This is a genomic window from Paenibacillus sp. JT22N15, from assembly GCF_059383755.1.
Window position 1 is genome coordinate 364,151 of record NZ_JBXENV010000008.1, and the last position, 16,615, is coordinate 380,765.

Annotated in this window: 15 protein-coding genes and 2 pseudogenes; all 17 read left to right on the plus strand. The window is 43.4% G+C overall.

Annotation, left to right across the window (positions count from 1 at the left end; translation table 11 throughout):
- Window position 1 precedes the first annotated feature (1 nt).
- The 17 genes and pseudogenes from AC50X8_RS18250 (at window position 2) to AC50X8_RS18330 (ending at window position 16,303) form a co-directional block, all read left to right on the plus strand.
- Window positions 2–727, plus strand: a complete 726-nt coding sequence (locus AC50X8_RS18250; RefSeq protein ID WP_494880786.1) for an IS4 family transposase — start codon at window positions 2–4, stop codon at window positions 725–727.
- A gap of 460 nt (window positions 728–1,187) precedes the next feature.
- Entirely contained in the window at window positions 1,188–1,679 is a 492-nt protein-coding gene (locus AC50X8_RS18255; protein ID WP_056038984.1) for a GNAT family N-acetyltransferase, read from the plus strand.
- A 20-nt stretch (window positions 1,680–1,699) separates the two neighbouring features.
- Window positions 1,700–2,713, plus strand: a complete 1,014-nt coding sequence (locus AC50X8_RS18260; protein WP_494880757.1) for an MsnO8 family LLM class oxidoreductase — start codon at window positions 1,700–1,702, stop codon at window positions 2,711–2,713.
- A complete protein-coding gene (locus AC50X8_RS18265) occupies window positions 2,710–4,026 on the plus strand; it encodes an LLM class flavin-dependent oxidoreductase (RefSeq protein ID WP_056038979.1) in 1,317 nt (438 codons plus the stop codon). The genes AC50X8_RS18260 and AC50X8_RS18265 overlap by 4 nt, the downstream gene beginning before the upstream one ends.
- 40 nt (window positions 4,027–4,066) lie before the next feature.
- Complete coding sequence (locus AC50X8_RS18270) at window positions 4,067–4,903, plus strand: transporter substrate-binding domain-containing protein (RefSeq protein ID WP_494880759.1); 837 nt, start codon at window positions 4,067–4,069, stop codon at window positions 4,901–4,903.
- Between the two features lie 23 nt (window positions 4,904–4,926).
- Window positions 4,927–5,628, plus strand: a complete 702-nt coding sequence (locus AC50X8_RS18275; protein ID WP_056038974.1) for an amino acid ABC transporter permease — start codon at window positions 4,927–4,929, stop codon at window positions 5,626–5,628.
- A 70-nt stretch (window positions 5,629–5,698) separates the two neighbouring features.
- Entirely contained in the window at window positions 5,699–6,646 is a 948-nt protein-coding gene (locus AC50X8_RS18280) for an ATP-grasp domain-containing protein (protein WP_494880761.1), read from the plus strand.
- Window positions 6,647–6,689: 43 nt separating this feature from the next.
- The gene (locus AC50X8_RS18285; RefSeq protein ID WP_327204932.1) at window positions 6,690–7,409 is read left to right on the plus strand and encodes an amino acid ABC transporter permease; all 720 of its coding nucleotides are present in this window, start codon (window positions 6,690–6,692) and stop codon (window positions 7,407–7,409) included.
- A complete protein-coding gene (locus tag AC50X8_RS18290; protein WP_056038966.1) occupies window positions 7,406–8,158 on the plus strand; it encodes an amino acid ABC transporter ATP-binding protein in 753 nt (250 codons plus the stop codon). Before AC50X8_RS18285 ends, AC50X8_RS18290 begins: the two co-directional genes overlap by 4 nt.
- Before the next feature lie 69 nt (window positions 8,159–8,227).
- A complete protein-coding gene (locus AC50X8_RS18295; protein ID WP_494880763.1) occupies window positions 8,228–9,325 on the plus strand; it encodes an NADH:flavin oxidoreductase in 1,098 nt (365 codons plus the stop codon).
- Window positions 9,326–9,378: 53 nt separating this feature from the next.
- A complete protein-coding gene (locus AC50X8_RS18300) occupies window positions 9,379–10,746 on the plus strand; it encodes an MFS transporter (RefSeq protein WP_494880765.1) in 1,368 nt (455 codons plus the stop codon).
- A gap of 422 nt (window positions 10,747–11,168) precedes the next feature.
- Complete coding sequence (locus AC50X8_RS18305; RefSeq protein ID WP_056038957.1) at window positions 11,169–11,609, plus strand: Rrf2 family transcriptional regulator; 441 nt, start codon at window positions 11,169–11,171, stop codon at window positions 11,607–11,609.
- A 398-nt stretch (window positions 11,610–12,007) separates the two neighbouring features.
- Window positions 12,008–12,137, plus strand: a pseudogene (gene proA, locus AC50X8_RS18310) (glutamate-5-semialdehyde dehydrogenase); the annotation flags it as partial.
- Between the two features lie 723 nt (window positions 12,138–12,860).
- Window positions 12,861–13,067 (plus strand): annotated as a pseudogene (locus tag AC50X8_RS18315) (winged helix-turn-helix transcriptional regulator); the annotation flags it as partial.
- Window positions 13,056–13,361: a HesB/IscA family protein gene (locus AC50X8_RS18320; RefSeq protein ID WP_494880788.1), complete on the plus strand. Its 306-nt coding sequence runs from the start codon at window positions 13,056–13,058 to the stop codon at window positions 13,359–13,361. The pseudogene AC50X8_RS18315 and the gene AC50X8_RS18320, both read left to right, overlap by 12 nt.
- A 284-nt stretch (window positions 13,362–13,645) precedes the next feature.
- Window positions 13,646–15,010, plus strand: coding sequence for an MFS transporter (locus AC50X8_RS18325; RefSeq protein ID WP_494862302.1), 1,365 nt, complete (start codon window positions 13,646–13,648; stop codon window positions 15,008–15,010).
- Window positions 15,011–15,079: 69 nt separating this feature from the next.
- On the plus strand, window positions 15,080–16,303 hold the full coding sequence (locus AC50X8_RS18330; protein WP_494861565.1) for a macrolide family glycosyltransferase: 1,224 nt from the start codon (window positions 15,080–15,082) through the stop codon (window positions 16,301–16,303).
- The last annotated feature ends 312 nt before the right edge of the window (window positions 16,304–16,615 follow it).

The window sequence follows — 16,615 nt, forward strand, 5'->3', positions numbered from 1 at the left end:
TCTGCAAAAGCAGTTGCAAGGACGCGAAGGCTTGCGTCATATCGCTGACGATCTCTTATGTGAAGACTTGCAGCGTGAGCTTGGTCTGACCTCTATTTCGGCTGCTCAGCTCAGCCGCAAACATAAGCAGGTTGATCCAGAGATATTGCGACAGGTATTCGAACAACTGGCTAAACTTGCGTTGTCACGCCGAGGTACGTCTGCCCACCGTTACAAGATCAAAATCATCGACTCGACTACGGTGACGTTGTGTCTGCAAAAATTCAAGTGGGCGGAGTTCCGCAAGACAAAGGCCGGTATTAAAATTCATATGCGTCTTTGCTTTCTCAGTGAACAGGATGTGATCCCGGAGAAGGCGACTGTGACCGTAGCGAAGAAAAATGACCGCACTCAGTTGGATGAGCTTGTTCATGAACCGGGAGTTACCTATGAGTTTGACCGCGGTTATATCGACTACGCGGCCCTTGATCGCTACTGCCGAAACGGAATTTGGTTCGTCACTCGTTTGAAAAGCAATACGCATATTGAGCCGCTGAAGGAACTCGTGATCCCAGATGACAGCGTGGTTTCAGCCGATTGGCATGTCCGAATTGGATCGCAGCAGAAAAAAATGAAGTCGGTTCTGCGCATGGTACAAACCCATGACTCAGAAGGTAATCTACTCTTTTTGGTAACCAACCGCTTCGATTTGAGCAAGCAATATGTTCGTGATGCTACTGATCCCTAAAAGCGCAATGGCTGAACTTATGAAAGGCTGTGAGAAAAAGATGTTAAGCGTTCAGGAAGTGAAAATGAGCATAAACCGTCCAGAATGCAGGCAACTTCTCGTATTGTTTAAAAATAATTAAATTATTTGTTGGTTGATGCTGATAATACCGCTGCTCAGAGATTTTATGAAGGGGTTTGATAACAAAATTTAAATATGAATGGTAAGAAGTTAAATTAATCAGTTGACAAATTGAATGACTGTAACTATATTAGTTCTATCGGAATAAATTAATGAGTGCCTGTTTCAAGTACATAATTTACGCGATTATGTTGACCGTACTAGCGGAAACATTCCAAAGACAGGAGGGGTGTTTCTTTTTTTATGCCTTAAATGAAACTGAAATAGTTACACTCACTGCGCTTATAAATCCGATTATTTTTATATGTTTAATTAATTATAGAGGAAAGGAAGACCCCCAATGGCAGAGGTGATCAGATTAGCCACGCTTACAGATGCCCCACGGATTTTGGAATTGACGCATCGGGCATACGAATCAATACGCGAACTTGGGCTTGATTTTCCGGCTGCTTCAGCAGATCTGAACATGGTGGAAAACAATATCAATCTTAATCGGTGCTACATTTTACTAATTGATAATGTAATCATTTCTACGGTCTCAGTTGCGAAGGCCGAGTCGGTTCGAAAAGTGATAGATTACCCGTACGACTTCCCGTTTATATGGTGGTTTGCTACGGATCCCAGCTATGAAAGAAAGGGAATAGGTGGAAGATTGCTTGACGAGGTAGAGGCGATCATTCGCCGGGACTTGCGAGCATCAGCGGTTACCTTGGCAACCTCGACTCGCCACCCTTGGCTGATTGACATGTACAAAAGACGGGGATATGAACTGGTATTTGAAAGTGAAAAAGGGGAACGTGGAAGTTCTGTAATTCTCAAAAAAAACTTGTAATCGAAAATGAGGTGAAGCAGATGTCCATTAAATTGAGCGTGCTGGACCGCAGTCCTACAAATGAAGGGGAAAATCCGGCACAGGGAATATTGAACACAGTAAGATTGGCGCAAAAAGCGGATGAACTGGGATTTCATCGCTTCTGGGTATCAGAGCACCATGGCTCCGAAGTATTGGCTGGATCTTCTCCTGAGGTGTTCATTTCTCATTTGATTTCCAAAACCGATCGTATACGTATAGGTTCCGGCGGTGTGATGCTTCAGCACTATAGTCCATACAAGGTTGCGGAGAACTTCAATTTGTTGTCTGTGCTGGCTCCTGGCAGGGTAGATCTTGGCGTGGGGAGGGGGCCTGGAGGATTGCCAGTTACTACGCGGGCATTGTCGCCAGCAGTACATTCTGAAACGATACCTTTTACTGAGAAAATGGAGCATCTGGATCTTTACTTGCAGTCGGAGGGGGTTGAAGGACTCCGGGCACAGCCTTTACCATCCGTTCCACCCGAGCTACATGTGCTAGGGACAGGAGAATCCAGTGCTGAGCTGGCGGCCAAACAGGGGCTCCCTTTTGTATATGCCCATTTTATTAATGGAGATGAGCAATTACTCAAGAATTCCTTATCTGTATACAGAACAAGGTTCAACTTCTCCAAAGGAAGAACCCCCGGGCTCATTTTAGCCTTATCGGTGCTTTTTGCCGATACCGAAGAAGAGGCTAAGCGGCTGGCTGATGAAAAAATAACCTACAAGGTTCACTTCGACAGCGGAAAAACCATTTCCATCTTTTCGCTAGAGCTTGCTGAACGGTTAGGGCAACAAGCCAATGAACCCTATACAATTAAAGCCGAACCGACAAGCCTTCTTTATGGAACAAAAGAGACGTTGCTTAACAAAATTCATGAAATCAGCCTGCTTCATAACATTGAAGAAGTGATGATTTTACCCACAGCTCATGAATTTGAGCAAAGAATACAGGCCTACGAGTGGCTGTCTGATGGTATAAAGCAATATCAAAAAGGAGAGAAAATTAGATGACTAAACAATTGAAATTAGGGTTAGGATTAACCGGAGTTGGAGCAAGTCATGTCGCTTGGCGAAGACCACAAGCGAATATTAAAGCAAGTGTGGACATCGATCATTACATTCATCAGGCACAGAAGGCGGAATTGGGCAAGTTTGATTTGCTCTTTGTCGCGGACGGTTTATTTATTAATGAAAAATCGTTACCTCATTTTCTTAATCGCTTCGAGCCGCTTACGATTTTGTCTGCATTGGCAACGGTGACCAAGCATGTAGGCTTGGTAGCGACAATTTCCACCTCTTATAGCGAGCCTTTTACAATATCCAGGCAACTGGCCTCTCTGGATCATATCAGTAAAGGCCGTGCGGGCTGGAATGTTGTAACCTCCCCACTGGAAGGCTCTGCATTAAATTATGGCAAGGCACACCCGGAACATGACGATCGTTATCATATTGCCGAGGAGTATCTTAAGGTAGTCAAAGGACTTTGGGATTCGTGGGAGGACGATGCATTTATTGGTGACAAGGAAAATGGCGTTTTCTTTGATCAAGGTAAGTTGCACACGCTGAATCATAAAGGGGAATATTTTTCGGTGCGTGGACCGTTGAACATTTCAAGATCACGGCAGGGGCAACCGGTGATCTTTCAAGCGGGAACGTCTTCCATCGGGCGCAAATTTGCCTCCGCTCATGCCGATTGCATATTCACAAACTTGGTATCTATTGAGAATGCAAGGGATTACTATCAAGATTTGAAGAAACAAGCATCTGAGTTGGGAAGAGATCCCGAATCGCTCTCCATTTTGCCAAGTATTCAGCCCATCCTGGGCAATACGCAAGAAGAGGCAGACGCCAAATTTCATGAAATCGGAAATCTGCTTAGTCCGGAAGATACTTTGAATTATTTGGGACGTTTCTTTGATCATTACGATTTCGCGCAATTTCCATTAGATCAGCCATTTCCTGATATTGGTGATATAGGAAGTAATGCATTTAAAGGGGGACAAGAACGTCTCAAGAGGGAAGCAAAAGAAAATGGCTGGACTCTCCGTGAAGTGGCACTGCAGGTGACACACCCACGCCATCCGTTTATTGGAACTCCGGAAAAGGTTGCGGATGAAATTCAGAAATGGTTTGAAACTGGAGCTGCAGACGGTTTTATTGTAGGAGAAAGTGAAGCAGGCGCATTTGATGAATTTGTAGACCTTGTCGTCCCCATCCTTCAGCAGAGGGGATTATTCCGTACTGAATATGACAAAGATACCTTCCGTGGAAATCTTGGCTTACCCATTCCTCAGAATCGATACAGCCAAACGGAAACCGTGTGAAACGATAACGTAGAAAAATAATTATTGGAGGCAAATTTGAATGAGGATTTTGAATTTCAAAAATATATTGATAGTATCAATCTCTCTTATCATTGCTATTTCTCTGACAGGATGCGGAGCAGCGAACAATGAGGCAGTTACCTCGGTCAACGGCTCGTCTCCATCGAACGAAGAGAAACCACAGTTGATTAAAGTCGGGACGTCGGCCGTTATTAAAAACGTATCTTTTCTTGACGATGCTGGGAAGCTGACTGGGTATGATGTGGAGGTTGTACGGGAAATCGATAGAAGGTTGCCGCAATACGAGTTTGAATTCGAAACGATGGACTTTCCAAATTTGTTTTTAAGTCTGGAAGCTCAAAAAATTGACTTTATTGCGATGCATCTGGAACAAAATGAAGAAAGAAGAACTAAATATCTCTTCAATAAAGAATTCTATGATTCATCTGAATTATTGGTGGCTGTCAATGAATCCAACACGAGCATTCATTCCATTGATGATTTGAAAGGAAAGACCGTCATTGTCCCACCGTCGACCAGTTCAGCTGCACTTGTCGAAAAATACAATAAAGATCATCAAAATGAAATCAAAGTGATATATGGTGATTATACAAATGCGGTTAATCAACTTAAGTCTGGTCGTGTGGATGCAACGGTCATCGATTCAGGTCTGGCAAAAAGCTTAAATCGTGATGCTAACGCTCAATTGAAACTGATTGGCGAAAATCTTCATACAGAATCGGGCGTATATTTCGCTTTCCGCCAAAAGGATGGTTCGGTGTTCAGTAATGCGGTGGATGAAGCGTTAAAAGCAATGAAGGAGGACGGGACGCTGACAAAATTGGCGGAACAATGGCTGAAAAGGGATTATCAATAATGTTAAAAAGGTGAGTCGAATGAATGGGAAACACTTTTGATTGGCAATCGGTTGTGAAATACTTGCTTATTTTAATACACTATTTGCCTGTTTCATTGATGATTCTCGTCTTGTCATTGATTCTTGGTAGCGTCGTGGGGGCGCTTCTAGCTGCCCCCCGTCTGTACAAATGGCCGATTGTGAACGGATGGAGTGGGGCCTGTATTTCTTTTTTTCGGGGTACGCCAATTATTATTCAACTCATCCTGATCTTTTATGGGCTGCCGGAATTGCTGAAACCTCTAGGCGTGGACTTATCGAGGGTCTCTCCTGCCGTGTTTGTTGTGCTTACATTCGGGCTGAATACCGGTGCTTCTCTGGCTGAAATCTATCGGCTTGCTGTCGATAGCGTTGATCGGGGGCAGTCTGAAGCGGCGGCCTCCGTCGGTATGACAGGCTGGAGCACCTTCTTCCGCATCGTATTTCCACAAGCATTTCGCATAGCCATGCCCCATCTGTCAAATGTAGTAGTAGCGAGTCTGAAGGATACCTCGCTCGCTTTTTCCGTAGGAGTGATGGATATGATGGGACGTGGAGAAGCAATCGGACTCGTTTCTTATCGGTTGCTTGAAGTTTATATCAGCTTAGCGATTATTTATTATATCATCTGTTTGACACTTCAATATGTGTTCGCGCGCATAGAGCATAAAATGCAACGATATACACGTATCATGACAAGCAGCTGAAATAGGTAGTCCGCACGCCGGAGAGTCAGCATACAAAGTGGAAGTGCGGACTGAAAGGAATGTCACAATAATGGCAAAAACGTATGTGATACATGAGAATGATAGCTGGGTCGAACCTTTAAAACAAGCGTTGGAAGAAGAAAATATCCCGTATGAATTATGGCATCTCGATCATGGTGTGCTCGACATCAGTCAAGCTCCTCCCCAAGGGGTTTTTTACAATCGGATGAGTGCTTCTTCCCATACGAGAGGACATCGCTTTGCTCCTGAATATACATCGAATGTATTGGCTTGGCTTGAGCATCATGGTCGTAAGGTGCTCAACGAGAGCCGTGCGCTTGAACTGGAGCTTAGCAAAATCAAACAATATCTGGAACTGCGTTCCTATGGGGTGGAAATTCCTTTTACTGTTGCAGCGGTCGGCAAGGAAGAGCTGTTGCAAGAAGCAAGCCGTTTCCCTTATCGTCCTTTCATAACCAAGCATAATCGGGCAGGTAAAGGGCTGGGTGTTTACCTGTTCGACAAGTATGAAGATCTGGAACGGTATGTGAATAGTCCGTCGTTCGAAGAACCAATCGACGGGATTACACTGCTGCAGCAGTACATTCATAACGAAGAGCAATATATTACCCGATGTGAATTTATCGATGGAAAATTTTATTACGCTGTCCGTGTCGATACGTCCGAAGGTTTCGAGCTGTGCCCAGCCGATGCATGCCAAATTGGCGACAGATTTTGCCCGGCGCCTGGTCAGGCAGTTAAAGCGAAATTTCAAGTCTTAGAGTCGTTTGAAAGTCCGCTTATCCCGGTTTATGAAGCAATGTTAAAGAAAAACGGCATTAGCTTTGCCGGTATAGAATTTATTACGGATCGAGAGGGAACCGCTTATACGTACGATATCAATACGAATACGAATTATAATTCAGAAGCGGAAGCCATTGCTGGTGTTGGCGGGATGAAAGCGATCGCTAGGACGATGGGAAAATATTTGCAGGAATGGTACGCGGCGAAGAAGTGAAAGTCAGACCTCTAATAGCTGTCCGTACGTTAACATTCGGGAGGTGGCATCGATTACTTTCGATTTTTCATTTTTTTGGGAAGCTTTGAACCAAATTGTTGGTGCCTTACCGCTTACCTTGTATATTACCATCTCGTCAATTGTCATCGGTTTAATCGTTGGGCTGACAGTGGCCTTGATTCGTTTGAAAAAAACAGTGATTCTTCATCCACTCGCTGAGTTCTATGTATCTTTCACAAGGGGAACGCCTGTCGTCTTGCATTTGTACATTGTATATTTAGGCCTTCCTATGGTTTGGGATGTGATAGCGACTCAATATCATTGGGGAATTTACTCCAAAGATATTCCATTGACTGCATTGGTCATAGCAGCTTTGTCTCTTACGGCTGGAGCATATATGTCAGAAATTATTAGATCAGGATTTATGGCCGTACCGGAGGGGCAGTTGGAAGCGGCATACTCAGTCGGGATGACGACGTTTCAGGCGGTTTATCGAGTTGTTTTTCCACAAGCGCTTGGCGCCAGTATTCCTGGGATATGCAACTTAATAGTAGGTATTTTGCATGGTTCTTCTTTGGCTTATTTGGTCACTCTACTGGAGATCAACGGAGTCGCGATGATGTTGGGGAGCCAAAAGTGGAGCTTCCTTGAACCGCTAATGGCTGCGGCGTTGATTTACTGGGGAGTTGTATTGTTCATTGAACGAATTGCGGCTGTCTTGGAGAAACGTTGGAAGAGTTATAGCGACGGGGGAGTAGCATGATCAAATTGACAAACTTGCACAAATCATACGGTAAACATGAGGTGCTGAAGGGTATTGATCTTTTGGTGCAGACAGGAGAAGTCACGACGGTTCTAGGCCCGAGCGGTTCAGGAAAATCCACATTGCTTCGCTGCGTCAATTTTTTAGATAAGGCGGATGAGGGCGTGGTTACGGTTGGGGATACGATGGTTTCCTGCCAAAAACCAACCAAACGGGAGGTGCTTCGATTACGCCGAAAAACGGCCATGGTGTTTCAACATTATAATTTGTTTAAGCATAAGACCGTATTGGAAAATGTGATGGAAGGCCTGATCGTCGCCCAGAAACAAAGTAAAACCGCAGCGAAGGAGAAAGCCGCAGCCGTATTGGAAAAGGTAGGATTGTCCGATAAATTGGAGTCGTATCCAAGCCAGCTTTCAGGCGGTCAGCAGCAGCGTGTAGGAATTGCCCGGGCACTTGCACTGGATCCGGAAATTATTTTGTTCGATGAGCCTACCTCTGCGCTTGATCCCGAGCTTGTAGGGGAAGTGCTAGCAGTCATTCGCAACATTGCAAGAGAAGGGATTACGATGATGATCGTCACGCATGAGTTGAATTTTGCTCGTGAAGTCGCAAATCATGTGATTTTTATGACAGACGGGAAGATCATCGAAGAGGGAACGCCGGAGCTCTTGTTCAATCAGCCTAAGGAAGAGAGAACCCGTCAATTTTTTCAGCGATTTATGAACGACCACAGTTATAGTATATAGCTATTTTATTGCTCTTTTTTTAATTCCGAATGGATCTGATTTTATGGAAACGAAAGGATGACATGAAAAATGGTAGATCAACGTTTAAAGTCAGTACGAGATAGCTTATTCAAGCCGGTTGAGATTTCCGGCCTCTCCTTAAAAAATCGGATTGTCATGGCTCCTATGACAAGAGGTTTTTCTGAAAATGGGGTTCCTGATGAAAATGTAGCAGCCTATTACCGTCGCCATGCGGAAAGCGGTGTGGGTCTGATAATAACAGAAGGAACCCTTATTGATCATCCCGCTGCATCGGCCAGTCCAAATTGGCCGCATATTCACGGAGAGGAGGCGCTCAAAGGGTGGGCAAAGGTTGTTGCTTCTGTCCATGAAGAGGGTGGGAAAATTGTTCCTCAATTATGGCACCTGGGAACCGCAAGAAAAATAGGAAGCTTGCCCAATCCGGAGGCATTACCAATCGGTCCATCGGGTCTGGATGCCGATGGCAATAAAGTTAACGAACCAATGTCTGAAAGCGAAATCGCAGATTTGGTGTCGGCCTATGCGCAGGCTGCTGCCGCAGCAAAGCAAACTGGTTTTGACGGAATTGAAATTCACGGAGCACATGGCTACTTGATTGATCAGTTTTTCTGGGCAAAAACCAATAGAAGAACGGACAAATACGGTGGGGATTTCATAAGCCGTACCCGCTTTGCGGCTGAGGTCGTTCAGGCATGCCGTCAAGCCGTTGGTTCCGATTTTCCGATCCTGTTCCGCTTCTCGCAATGGAAAGGAAATCATTATGAAGCCAAGCTGGTAGAAACACCGAAGCAACTGGAGCAATTCCTCAGCCCGCTAGTCGATGCAGGGGTCCATGTATTTCATGCTTCCACCCGACAGTTTTGGCAGCCGGAGTTTGAGAATTCCCAACTGAATCTGGCTGGATGGACCAAGAAATTGACAGGACTACCCACTATAACTGTAGGCTCGGTAGCCTTGGAAAAAGATTTTTGGGAGCAGACGGAACAAATCCAGCGGCTTGAGGAAATACTGGGGCAGGACGAGGCGGATTTGGTCGCAATCGGAAGGTCGTTGCTAGCGAATCCACTGTGGGTGCGACAAGTTAGTGAAGCCCGTTTTTCGGACTGGACAACCTACGACAGCGAAATCTTAAAACATTTAAACTAAGAGCATTAGCCCTGTGTGAGCAGGGCTTTTCTCGTTGGATAAGGAGAAATTGGATGAGCACAAATGAAGCCAACCAGCCTGTTACACAAAAAATGGAGGCCGCTCTTCCAAAAGAAGGGCTGATTATATTCTTAGTGGGCTTCGCAGTTGTGCTCGTCATCATGAACACTGCTATGTTCAATCTGGCCATATCAGATTTATCTCATTTTTTTGAATTGCCTTTATCAACGATATCTTTAGCAATAACAGGGTATTCAATCATGTTTGCTATTGCCTCGATTACATATAGCAGGCTGTCAGACTTTGTTCCCATCCATTTATTGTTTACAACTAGCCTCATAACTACTGGAATTGCTTCTATTGTAGGTTTTTTTAGTCATCACTTTTGGGTATTATTAATCGCCCGAATAATGCAAGCTGCTGGAGCTGGGGCTATTATATCTTTATCCATCGTTCTCTTAACCAGATATGTGCCCATTAAGCGGCGAGGGAAAACAATGTCCATTATTATGTCCTCCGTTTCGCTTGGTCTTGGTCTTGGACCGATTACTGGTGGATTTGTCGTAGAATTTTTGGGTTGGCAATACCTTTTTGCTATTTCATCTTTAACATTGATACTTGTCCCTCTCCTATTTCGACTAATACCGAAAGAACGATTTGTAAAAGGAAAGTTTGATGTGCAGGGAGCCTGTTATATCAGCATCGGCACCGCTGGCATACTCCTTTTTTTGACTAATCAATCATGGTCATCTTTATGTATTGGTCTACTTGGGCTTGTGTTATTTGTTTTTCGAATACTTCGTACGCCAAAACCATTTGTTCAACCTTCTTTATTCATAAACAAAACCTATATCTCATTATCGTTAATAGGGATATTAGCTTATTTGTGCAATTTCTCATCCTTATACTTACTTCCTCAGGTGTTAATAAATCATTTTAATTTAAGTGCCAGTCAGGCGGGTTTTGTTATTTTTCCAGGGGCGTTGTTGTCTATGCTTGCCTCACGGAAGATAGGTGCCATAATTGATCGCAATGGCAATAGCAGTATACTACGCTTTGTACCAATCCTTATTCTTGCAGCTACATGTCTATTTGCGATTATAGGCGTTCGGTTCTGGATCGCCAATATATTTGTCTTTTTATTAATGAATCTTGGATTTACGATGCTTGGAAGCAGTGTTTCTAATGAAATATCCCGTATCCTTCCTCCATCGGAAATTAGTTCTGGTATAGGACTATATCAACTTTTACAGTTTTTAAGTGGCGCATTTGGTATTGCTGGGGTATCTAGTGCACTGCGTTGGCAACATAATTATTCTTTCCCAATCGCTTACGCTAATATATTTTGGGGATTATTTATCTTCGCATTATTAACTAATTGCTTTTCATACTTTTATCGTAAATTAACTATATCCTCATAAGCTATCCCTCCTCCTCCTTCCGGAATAGTGAGACTTGGCTTGTGTTCAAACGATGCAAAATTACAGCGCAAAAACCGCATTTTTGACGTTCGGTGTGTCAATTGGTCAATCTAGGCATCGCTGCGGTATAAATCAAATCGAATCTATGCGGCCGCGATTGACAGTACCTCAAACCGTGTGAGAGCCTCCACTCATACAGCTAGACGTTGTACCTGATATCAAATCCTGATATGATAAATCGAGTGGAAAAGGGCAGTTTGAAGTCACAGCAACTTTGCTTCTCATACAAGGCTACTCGATTCTATTCTGGCTGAGTATGCGGCCGAGAATAACTTGCGGAAAAAGTCCATTCTGTTATGTAACAGAACAAGATATTGAATCAGGCGCTATTCATTACTAGCGTGAATGGAGGAGGGAAATCAATGGCAGTCGTAAGTCGTTATACCGTTGCACTGCATATATTGACTTTGTTGGCCTACAGTGCCACAGAACATTCAAAAGAATATTTGACTTCAGAGTTTATAGCAAAAAGTGTGAATACCAACCCCGTTTTTATACGCAGAATATTGTCTACGTTATCCAAGGCGGGGCTGGTCAATGTAAGGCATGGTACAGGAGCAGGGTGGTGCTTGGCAGTAGAGCCTAGGAAGATTTCGTTATTAAACGTTTATGAAGCGGTTGAGCAGAAAGAACTTTTTGATTATCATCACAGTACGCCAAACCCTATCTGTCCAATCGGAGGGAATATTAGTTCTGCTTTAGAGCCTCTATATTTCTCTGCGGAGCAGGCCATGAAAGCTGAATTGGCTAGATCGTCAATTGGAGACTTATTAACAGATACGATGCAGTTATCAAGCAAGTAAAGGGCAAGGATAACATTTAACTCGCAATTCATTTTGAGACAGCTCTATTAGTAGTATTCCAAGATCCCCTTCCCATACTACGAAGTACTCCCCTTAAAGTGGATATTGGAAAAACCCGTATGGGAATCCGATGATACTTTAGGGGGTGTATTTTTTTATGAGGAAGATAGAGCAGCCAAATAAATCATACACAAAGGAAAAAAGGCAAGAGGCCTTACGTTTAGATGAAGAAGCTAAGTGGACGTACAGACAAATTACTGAAAAGTTTAGAATACAAGATTAAGATAGAGTTCGTATATGGGTTTATAAGTTTAGAAAACTACATGAAGGCTCTTCAAAAGAACGAGTTACTCCATGTCTGAGGTGATTCATAAAGCATATTTGACTCAAGAAGGGATGAAGACTACAGGAACGCTTTACGTTTTCTGAAAGTAGTGGATGCAGCGGCTGTCTATCATAATTCCTCGACAAGGTTTACCAGGGGGTGAATTTGGCTTCGATGCGGAGATCGGTATAGAATTTTCAAAATAAAACATGGAGGTAACGATAATAAAAGTAATATTTCTCGATTTTTACGGAACAGTTGTATATGAAAACGGACCTATATCTTATGAAGTGATTAAGCGGGTTTTCAAAAGTGGAAATGCGAAGACGCCAGAAGATTTACTGAACTCCTTTTACATTTCCAATCGCAGGAGCGTGCAAAAGAACTATGCGACATGATGGTCGAACATTGGTGTAATCCGCCTATCTATGATGATGCAAAATCATTCATGGAAAACATACAGTTTCTTGTCTATTTTGTAACCAATATATGGAATATTAGAAAACTAAAACTAAATATAGCAGCTAAAGACAGAGACGAATATCGACTGAAAAGTGATATTTGTCTCTTCTCTTTTTTTAACAGTAACGATGATTTAAGAAAATTATTCTCTGTATCATAGGCATTAAGTCAATTTTTTATCATCGTACGTAGGTATTGAATGTTTCAGTAAATTCTTGGCGATTGTTTTCCTGCAGCAAGGAAGCTATCGCTCATGCTGAGATCATCAACGGAACGTGCCAGCACAAGCGATCCGACCATGATACTGAGCAAAGCACTTCCAGTAGACTTATCTATATCCGCCAAATCAGAGATAAATTCAATAATTCGTAACGCCACTAATATGAAAAAAACCGTTACACGTCATTAAGGATGTGTAGCGGTTAAAAATACATTTTAAAGAATGCTGATGAATAAGAAGGTGGGTGTACAGACCATTGTTCACTGAAGATCCGAATAAAATATTTACAGCTTATCGCATCATCGGAACGAAATGGACGATCCATATTTTATGCACCCTTTCTCAAGGTCCGAAGAAATTCGGTGAAATTTTCGAAAGCATTCCTTCCATTTCCGAAATGATCCTCTCCAGACGTTTAAAGGGTCTTCAACATGATAACTTGGTCAAAAGAACAATTCTGACACGCCCTAGTGCGAATATCCAAAATGCCTTCCTTAGAGTAGGCGTTGATGAAGGGGGAAGAAGTGGTTTATCTTATACCCTTATCGTGGATGAACAGCAGGCAGAAGAAGACATTGTGTTAAATAAAAAGCATTTTAGGATATTGGTTCACGCGAACAGTATTCCATATATTGATGGTCTTGAGATTGACTATGAAGAAAGTGGAATGCTAGGCGGATTCACCATGAATAATCCAAATGCCAAAGTTTCGTGTGGATGCGGGGCCAGTTTCAGAATGGTCTGAAAAAACAGATGCCTGGATCTTACAGGATGAACTTCTCCAAATTGACTGTAATGAAAATGGCATATTTTCAAGCAAAATCTCCTATTGAATATGTGGATCATATTCTTGAGCACGACCCCACTTTTTAAACATTTAACTTTACAAAGTGGAATGCTTAATGTATATTCAGAATGATAAGAGGTTTAATTTACCATAATAACCATCAAATTACGGAGGTGTGGAAGACAAACAACAATCAGATTGGGATTTTTGATGCTCAGTACAGGGCGCCTACAATTGGTATTATGCTGGTTCTGGCAACCGTAGCTTTCGAAGGACTGGCTATCACGACTATTGCCGCGAAAATGGCACAAAGTTTAGAGGGCATTCATTTATACGGTTGGATCTTCAGCGCATTTTTGTTATCTCAGCTTATTGGAACCTTGGTTATGGGTCAGCAGGTTGACAAGCGCGGTGTTTTTACATCCATGCTGGTATCTTTTAGTGTTTTTGTGCTAGGAACTGTGGTCTCCGCTATTTCTTTCGATATGCACATGCTTATTGCCGGAAGAGCCCTTCAAGGTTTTGGAGCGGGGGCCCTGATCACATGCGTTTATACCTGTGTGACATTGCATTATCCAGATGCACTTCGTACTCAAATCCTGGCCGCATTCTCCATGGCATTTGTACTGCCTTCCTTGATCGGGCCTTATGTAGCAGGCCTTATTGCTTCCTATATCTCGTGGCGATATGTTTTCTGGATCGTTCTACCTTTGATTGGATTGGCGCTCAGTCTTACATTCCGCTCTTTCCGTGATTTGCAGCTTCGGCAAGATCTGACAGGTCCAGCGCGAGCAACCGACTCGAAGATTATTTATGCGATTCTACTTGCCGTTGGAACGGGGCTGTTACTCACAGGACTTGGTATGATAACCGATTGGAAAGGCATAGTACTCACTTTGGGTGGATTAGTCGTCATGATCCCACCAATGCGTAAACTGCTGCCTGTGGGCACTTTTTCGGTAAAAAAAGGATTGCCTGCTACTTTGGTTTCCAGAGGGCTATATGTTGCTTGTTATTTTACAACGGAAAGTTTTGTGATCTTGGCACTAACCGAAGTGAAGGGGTTATCAGCTGACCTTGCTGGCCTTCTTGTAGCAGCAGGTTCTCTGAGCTGGTCCGCCGCAGCGTGGTTGCAAGCCAAGCTTGATGCACGAGATCAAGGTCTTGCCCGAAAGGGCAGAGTCATGACCGGCATTGGGATTATGATCGCTGGAACTGTACTCGTGATCCTGGCTCTTATTTTGACGGACGGTGGAATTATACTCATCCTTCTCTCGCAAATGATTACAGGGTTCGGTGTTGGATTGGCCAACCCTACTACTGCAGCCATTGCTTTACAACATGCCATGCCCAGGAAAGAGGGAGAAATGTCCGCGAATCTGCAATTTGTGGATTCCTTCTATATGGGAGTAAACATTGGAGTTGGTGGCGCTCTGATTGCCTTGTCCGAAACTTTACAATGGGGCATATCGACAGGCGTTTTGATCGTGTTAACACTGCAATTACTATTGGTCTTGTTAAGTTTCTTGGCAGCACTACGAATTAACAAACTCGTTCATCAAGAACATCATCCGATCAGCCAGGTGAAGGACAACATTTCCATGTAACGGATGACGGCCGCGTCGTTAAATACATCACGAAGAACGGGGGACAAATTGCATTGGGAGGTGGATAAGATGGCACGTGTATTAGTAGTCATTACTCCAGCTGAAGGACATGTGAATCCGTCGTTAGGATTAGTTACTCAGTTGACGAACAATGGTGAGGAAGTCATCTATGTGTGCACGGAGGAGTATCGTTCCCGAATTGAACAAACTGGTGCCCAGATACTTACCTATCCATTTCCACAAGATGCCTTCTCTCATGATCCGGTGTTGAAACCCCAGGAGTACAAGCATTCTTATCAGTTCATTTATATGATGGTAAGCGGTATCATTCGGAGGATCATCCCCAATGTGCTGCGAGTAATAGAGAATCAAAAGTTTGACTATATAATCTTTGATTCCCTGATGGGATGGGGAGGGACTATTCTTGCAGAAAAACTGGGAATTCCCGCGGTGTGTTCGATTGCCTCCTTTGCTTTTGTAGAGCCTCTCGGGTCTGGATCAGACCTTAATGAGACGGAGACGAAGGAGCTTTATGAGACAACGATGAAGATAACAACTGAGTTATCCGAAGAGTTTCAAGTGAGTATTCCAGCCATGGAAGAGATTCCGGCACATGCAGGTCAGTTAAAGCTCGTGTACACCAGCCGTTATTTTCAGCCGCAGGCAGAAAAGCTGGATGATAGTTTTATTTTCACTGGTCCTTCGATCATAACACGTCAAGATGCTCCGGCCTTCTCGTTCGAGCTGCTTCGTGAACGGTACCCTCAAACCGTGTACATTGCCATGGGTACGATTTTAAATAAGAACTTGGATTTCTATCAGCTTTGCTTTGAAGCATTAGGGGATCTACCCGTGAATGTTGTTCTATCTTCAGGGAAATACACGGATATGGAGCCGCTGACGGAACAAATTCCTCCTAATTTTATCGTCAAGCCATACATTGCACAGTTGGACATGCTGCAGCATACAGATGTTTTTATTACACATGCTGGAATGAACAGCACGAGTGAGGCGCTATATTACAACGTTCCGATGGTGATGATCCCATTAACGTCAGATCAGCCTCTTGTTGCAGATCGGGTACAGGAGTTGGGCGCGGGTATTACTTTGAATAAACATAACCTCAGTGCAACTGATTTGAGAGAGGCGTTAACAGAAGTCCTACACAATTCACATTATAAACGGCAGGCTTACCTCATCGGTGAATCTTTACGCCAGGCTGGCGGTTACAAGCGGGCCGCCGAAATGATCATGAGTCATATGGGTTCAGCCCGAGGAAGTTACACAATTTAGTGGTGTTCCATTCAAAGTGAAGTGCTCCCTGTCAAGTGGACAGTGTAAAAAACAAAAAAACAGTTCGGTTGTCTAAGGAAAATATAGTACTAGACTGAAAATTATCAAGACCTAAACTTAAAAAAATCAAGTTAAATAAAGGGCTCTACATATTATGCATGACTAATATGTGGAACCCTTTATGTTTAACTATCGTTACCATCGTATTATGAGGTCAGCCAGTTATTACTGGTTGACCACTTTTTATTTTGGTGGTGTATTTGTCAGTAGCCGGGGCAGATCGGTCGTTCCCCTGGGTCCGTAACCCGTCGC

Bases quoted from the DNA above. Each gene is read 5' to 3' on its own strand.
- AC50X8_RS18255 (WP_056038984.1), top strand. From the start codon at position 1,188: ATGGCAGAGGTGATCAGATTAGCCACGCTTACAGATGCCCCACGGATT.
- AC50X8_RS18275 (WP_056038974.1), top strand. From the start codon at position 4,927: ATGGGAAACACTTTTGATTGGCAATCGGTTGTGAAATACTTGCTTATT.
- AC50X8_RS18265 (WP_056038979.1), top strand. From the start codon at position 2,710: ATGACTAAACAATTGAAATTAGGGTTAGGATTAACCGGAGTTGGAGCA.
- AC50X8_RS18270 (WP_494880759.1), top strand. From the start codon at position 4,067: ATGAGGATTTTGAATTTCAAAAATATATTGATAGTATCAATCTCTCTT.
- AC50X8_RS18300 (WP_494880765.1), top strand. From the start codon at position 9,379: ATGAGCACAAATGAAGCCAACCAGCCTGTTACACAAAAAATGGAGGCC.
- AC50X8_RS18295 (WP_494880763.1), top strand. From the start codon at position 8,228: ATGGTAGATCAACGTTTAAAGTCAGTACGAGATAGCTTATTCAAGCCG.
- AC50X8_RS18330 (WP_494861565.1), top strand. From the start codon at position 15,080: ATGGCACGTGTATTAGTAGTCATTACTCCAGCTGAAGGACATGTGAAT.
- AC50X8_RS18280 (WP_494880761.1), top strand. From the start codon at position 5,699: ATGGCAAAAACGTATGTGATACATGAGAATGATAGCTGGGTCGAACCT.
- AC50X8_RS18260 (WP_494880757.1), top strand. From the start codon at position 1,700: ATGTCCATTAAATTGAGCGTGCTGGACCGCAGTCCTACAAATGAAGGG.
- AC50X8_RS18325 (WP_494862302.1), top strand. From the start codon at position 13,646: ATGCTGGTTCTGGCAACCGTAGCTTTCGAAGGACTGGCTATCACGACT.
- AC50X8_RS18290 (WP_056038966.1), top strand. From the start codon at position 7,406: ATGATCAAATTGACAAACTTGCACAAATCATACGGTAAACATGAGGTG.
- AC50X8_RS18305 (WP_056038957.1), top strand. From the start codon at position 11,169: ATGGCAGTCGTAAGTCGTTATACCGTTGCACTGCATATATTGACTTTG.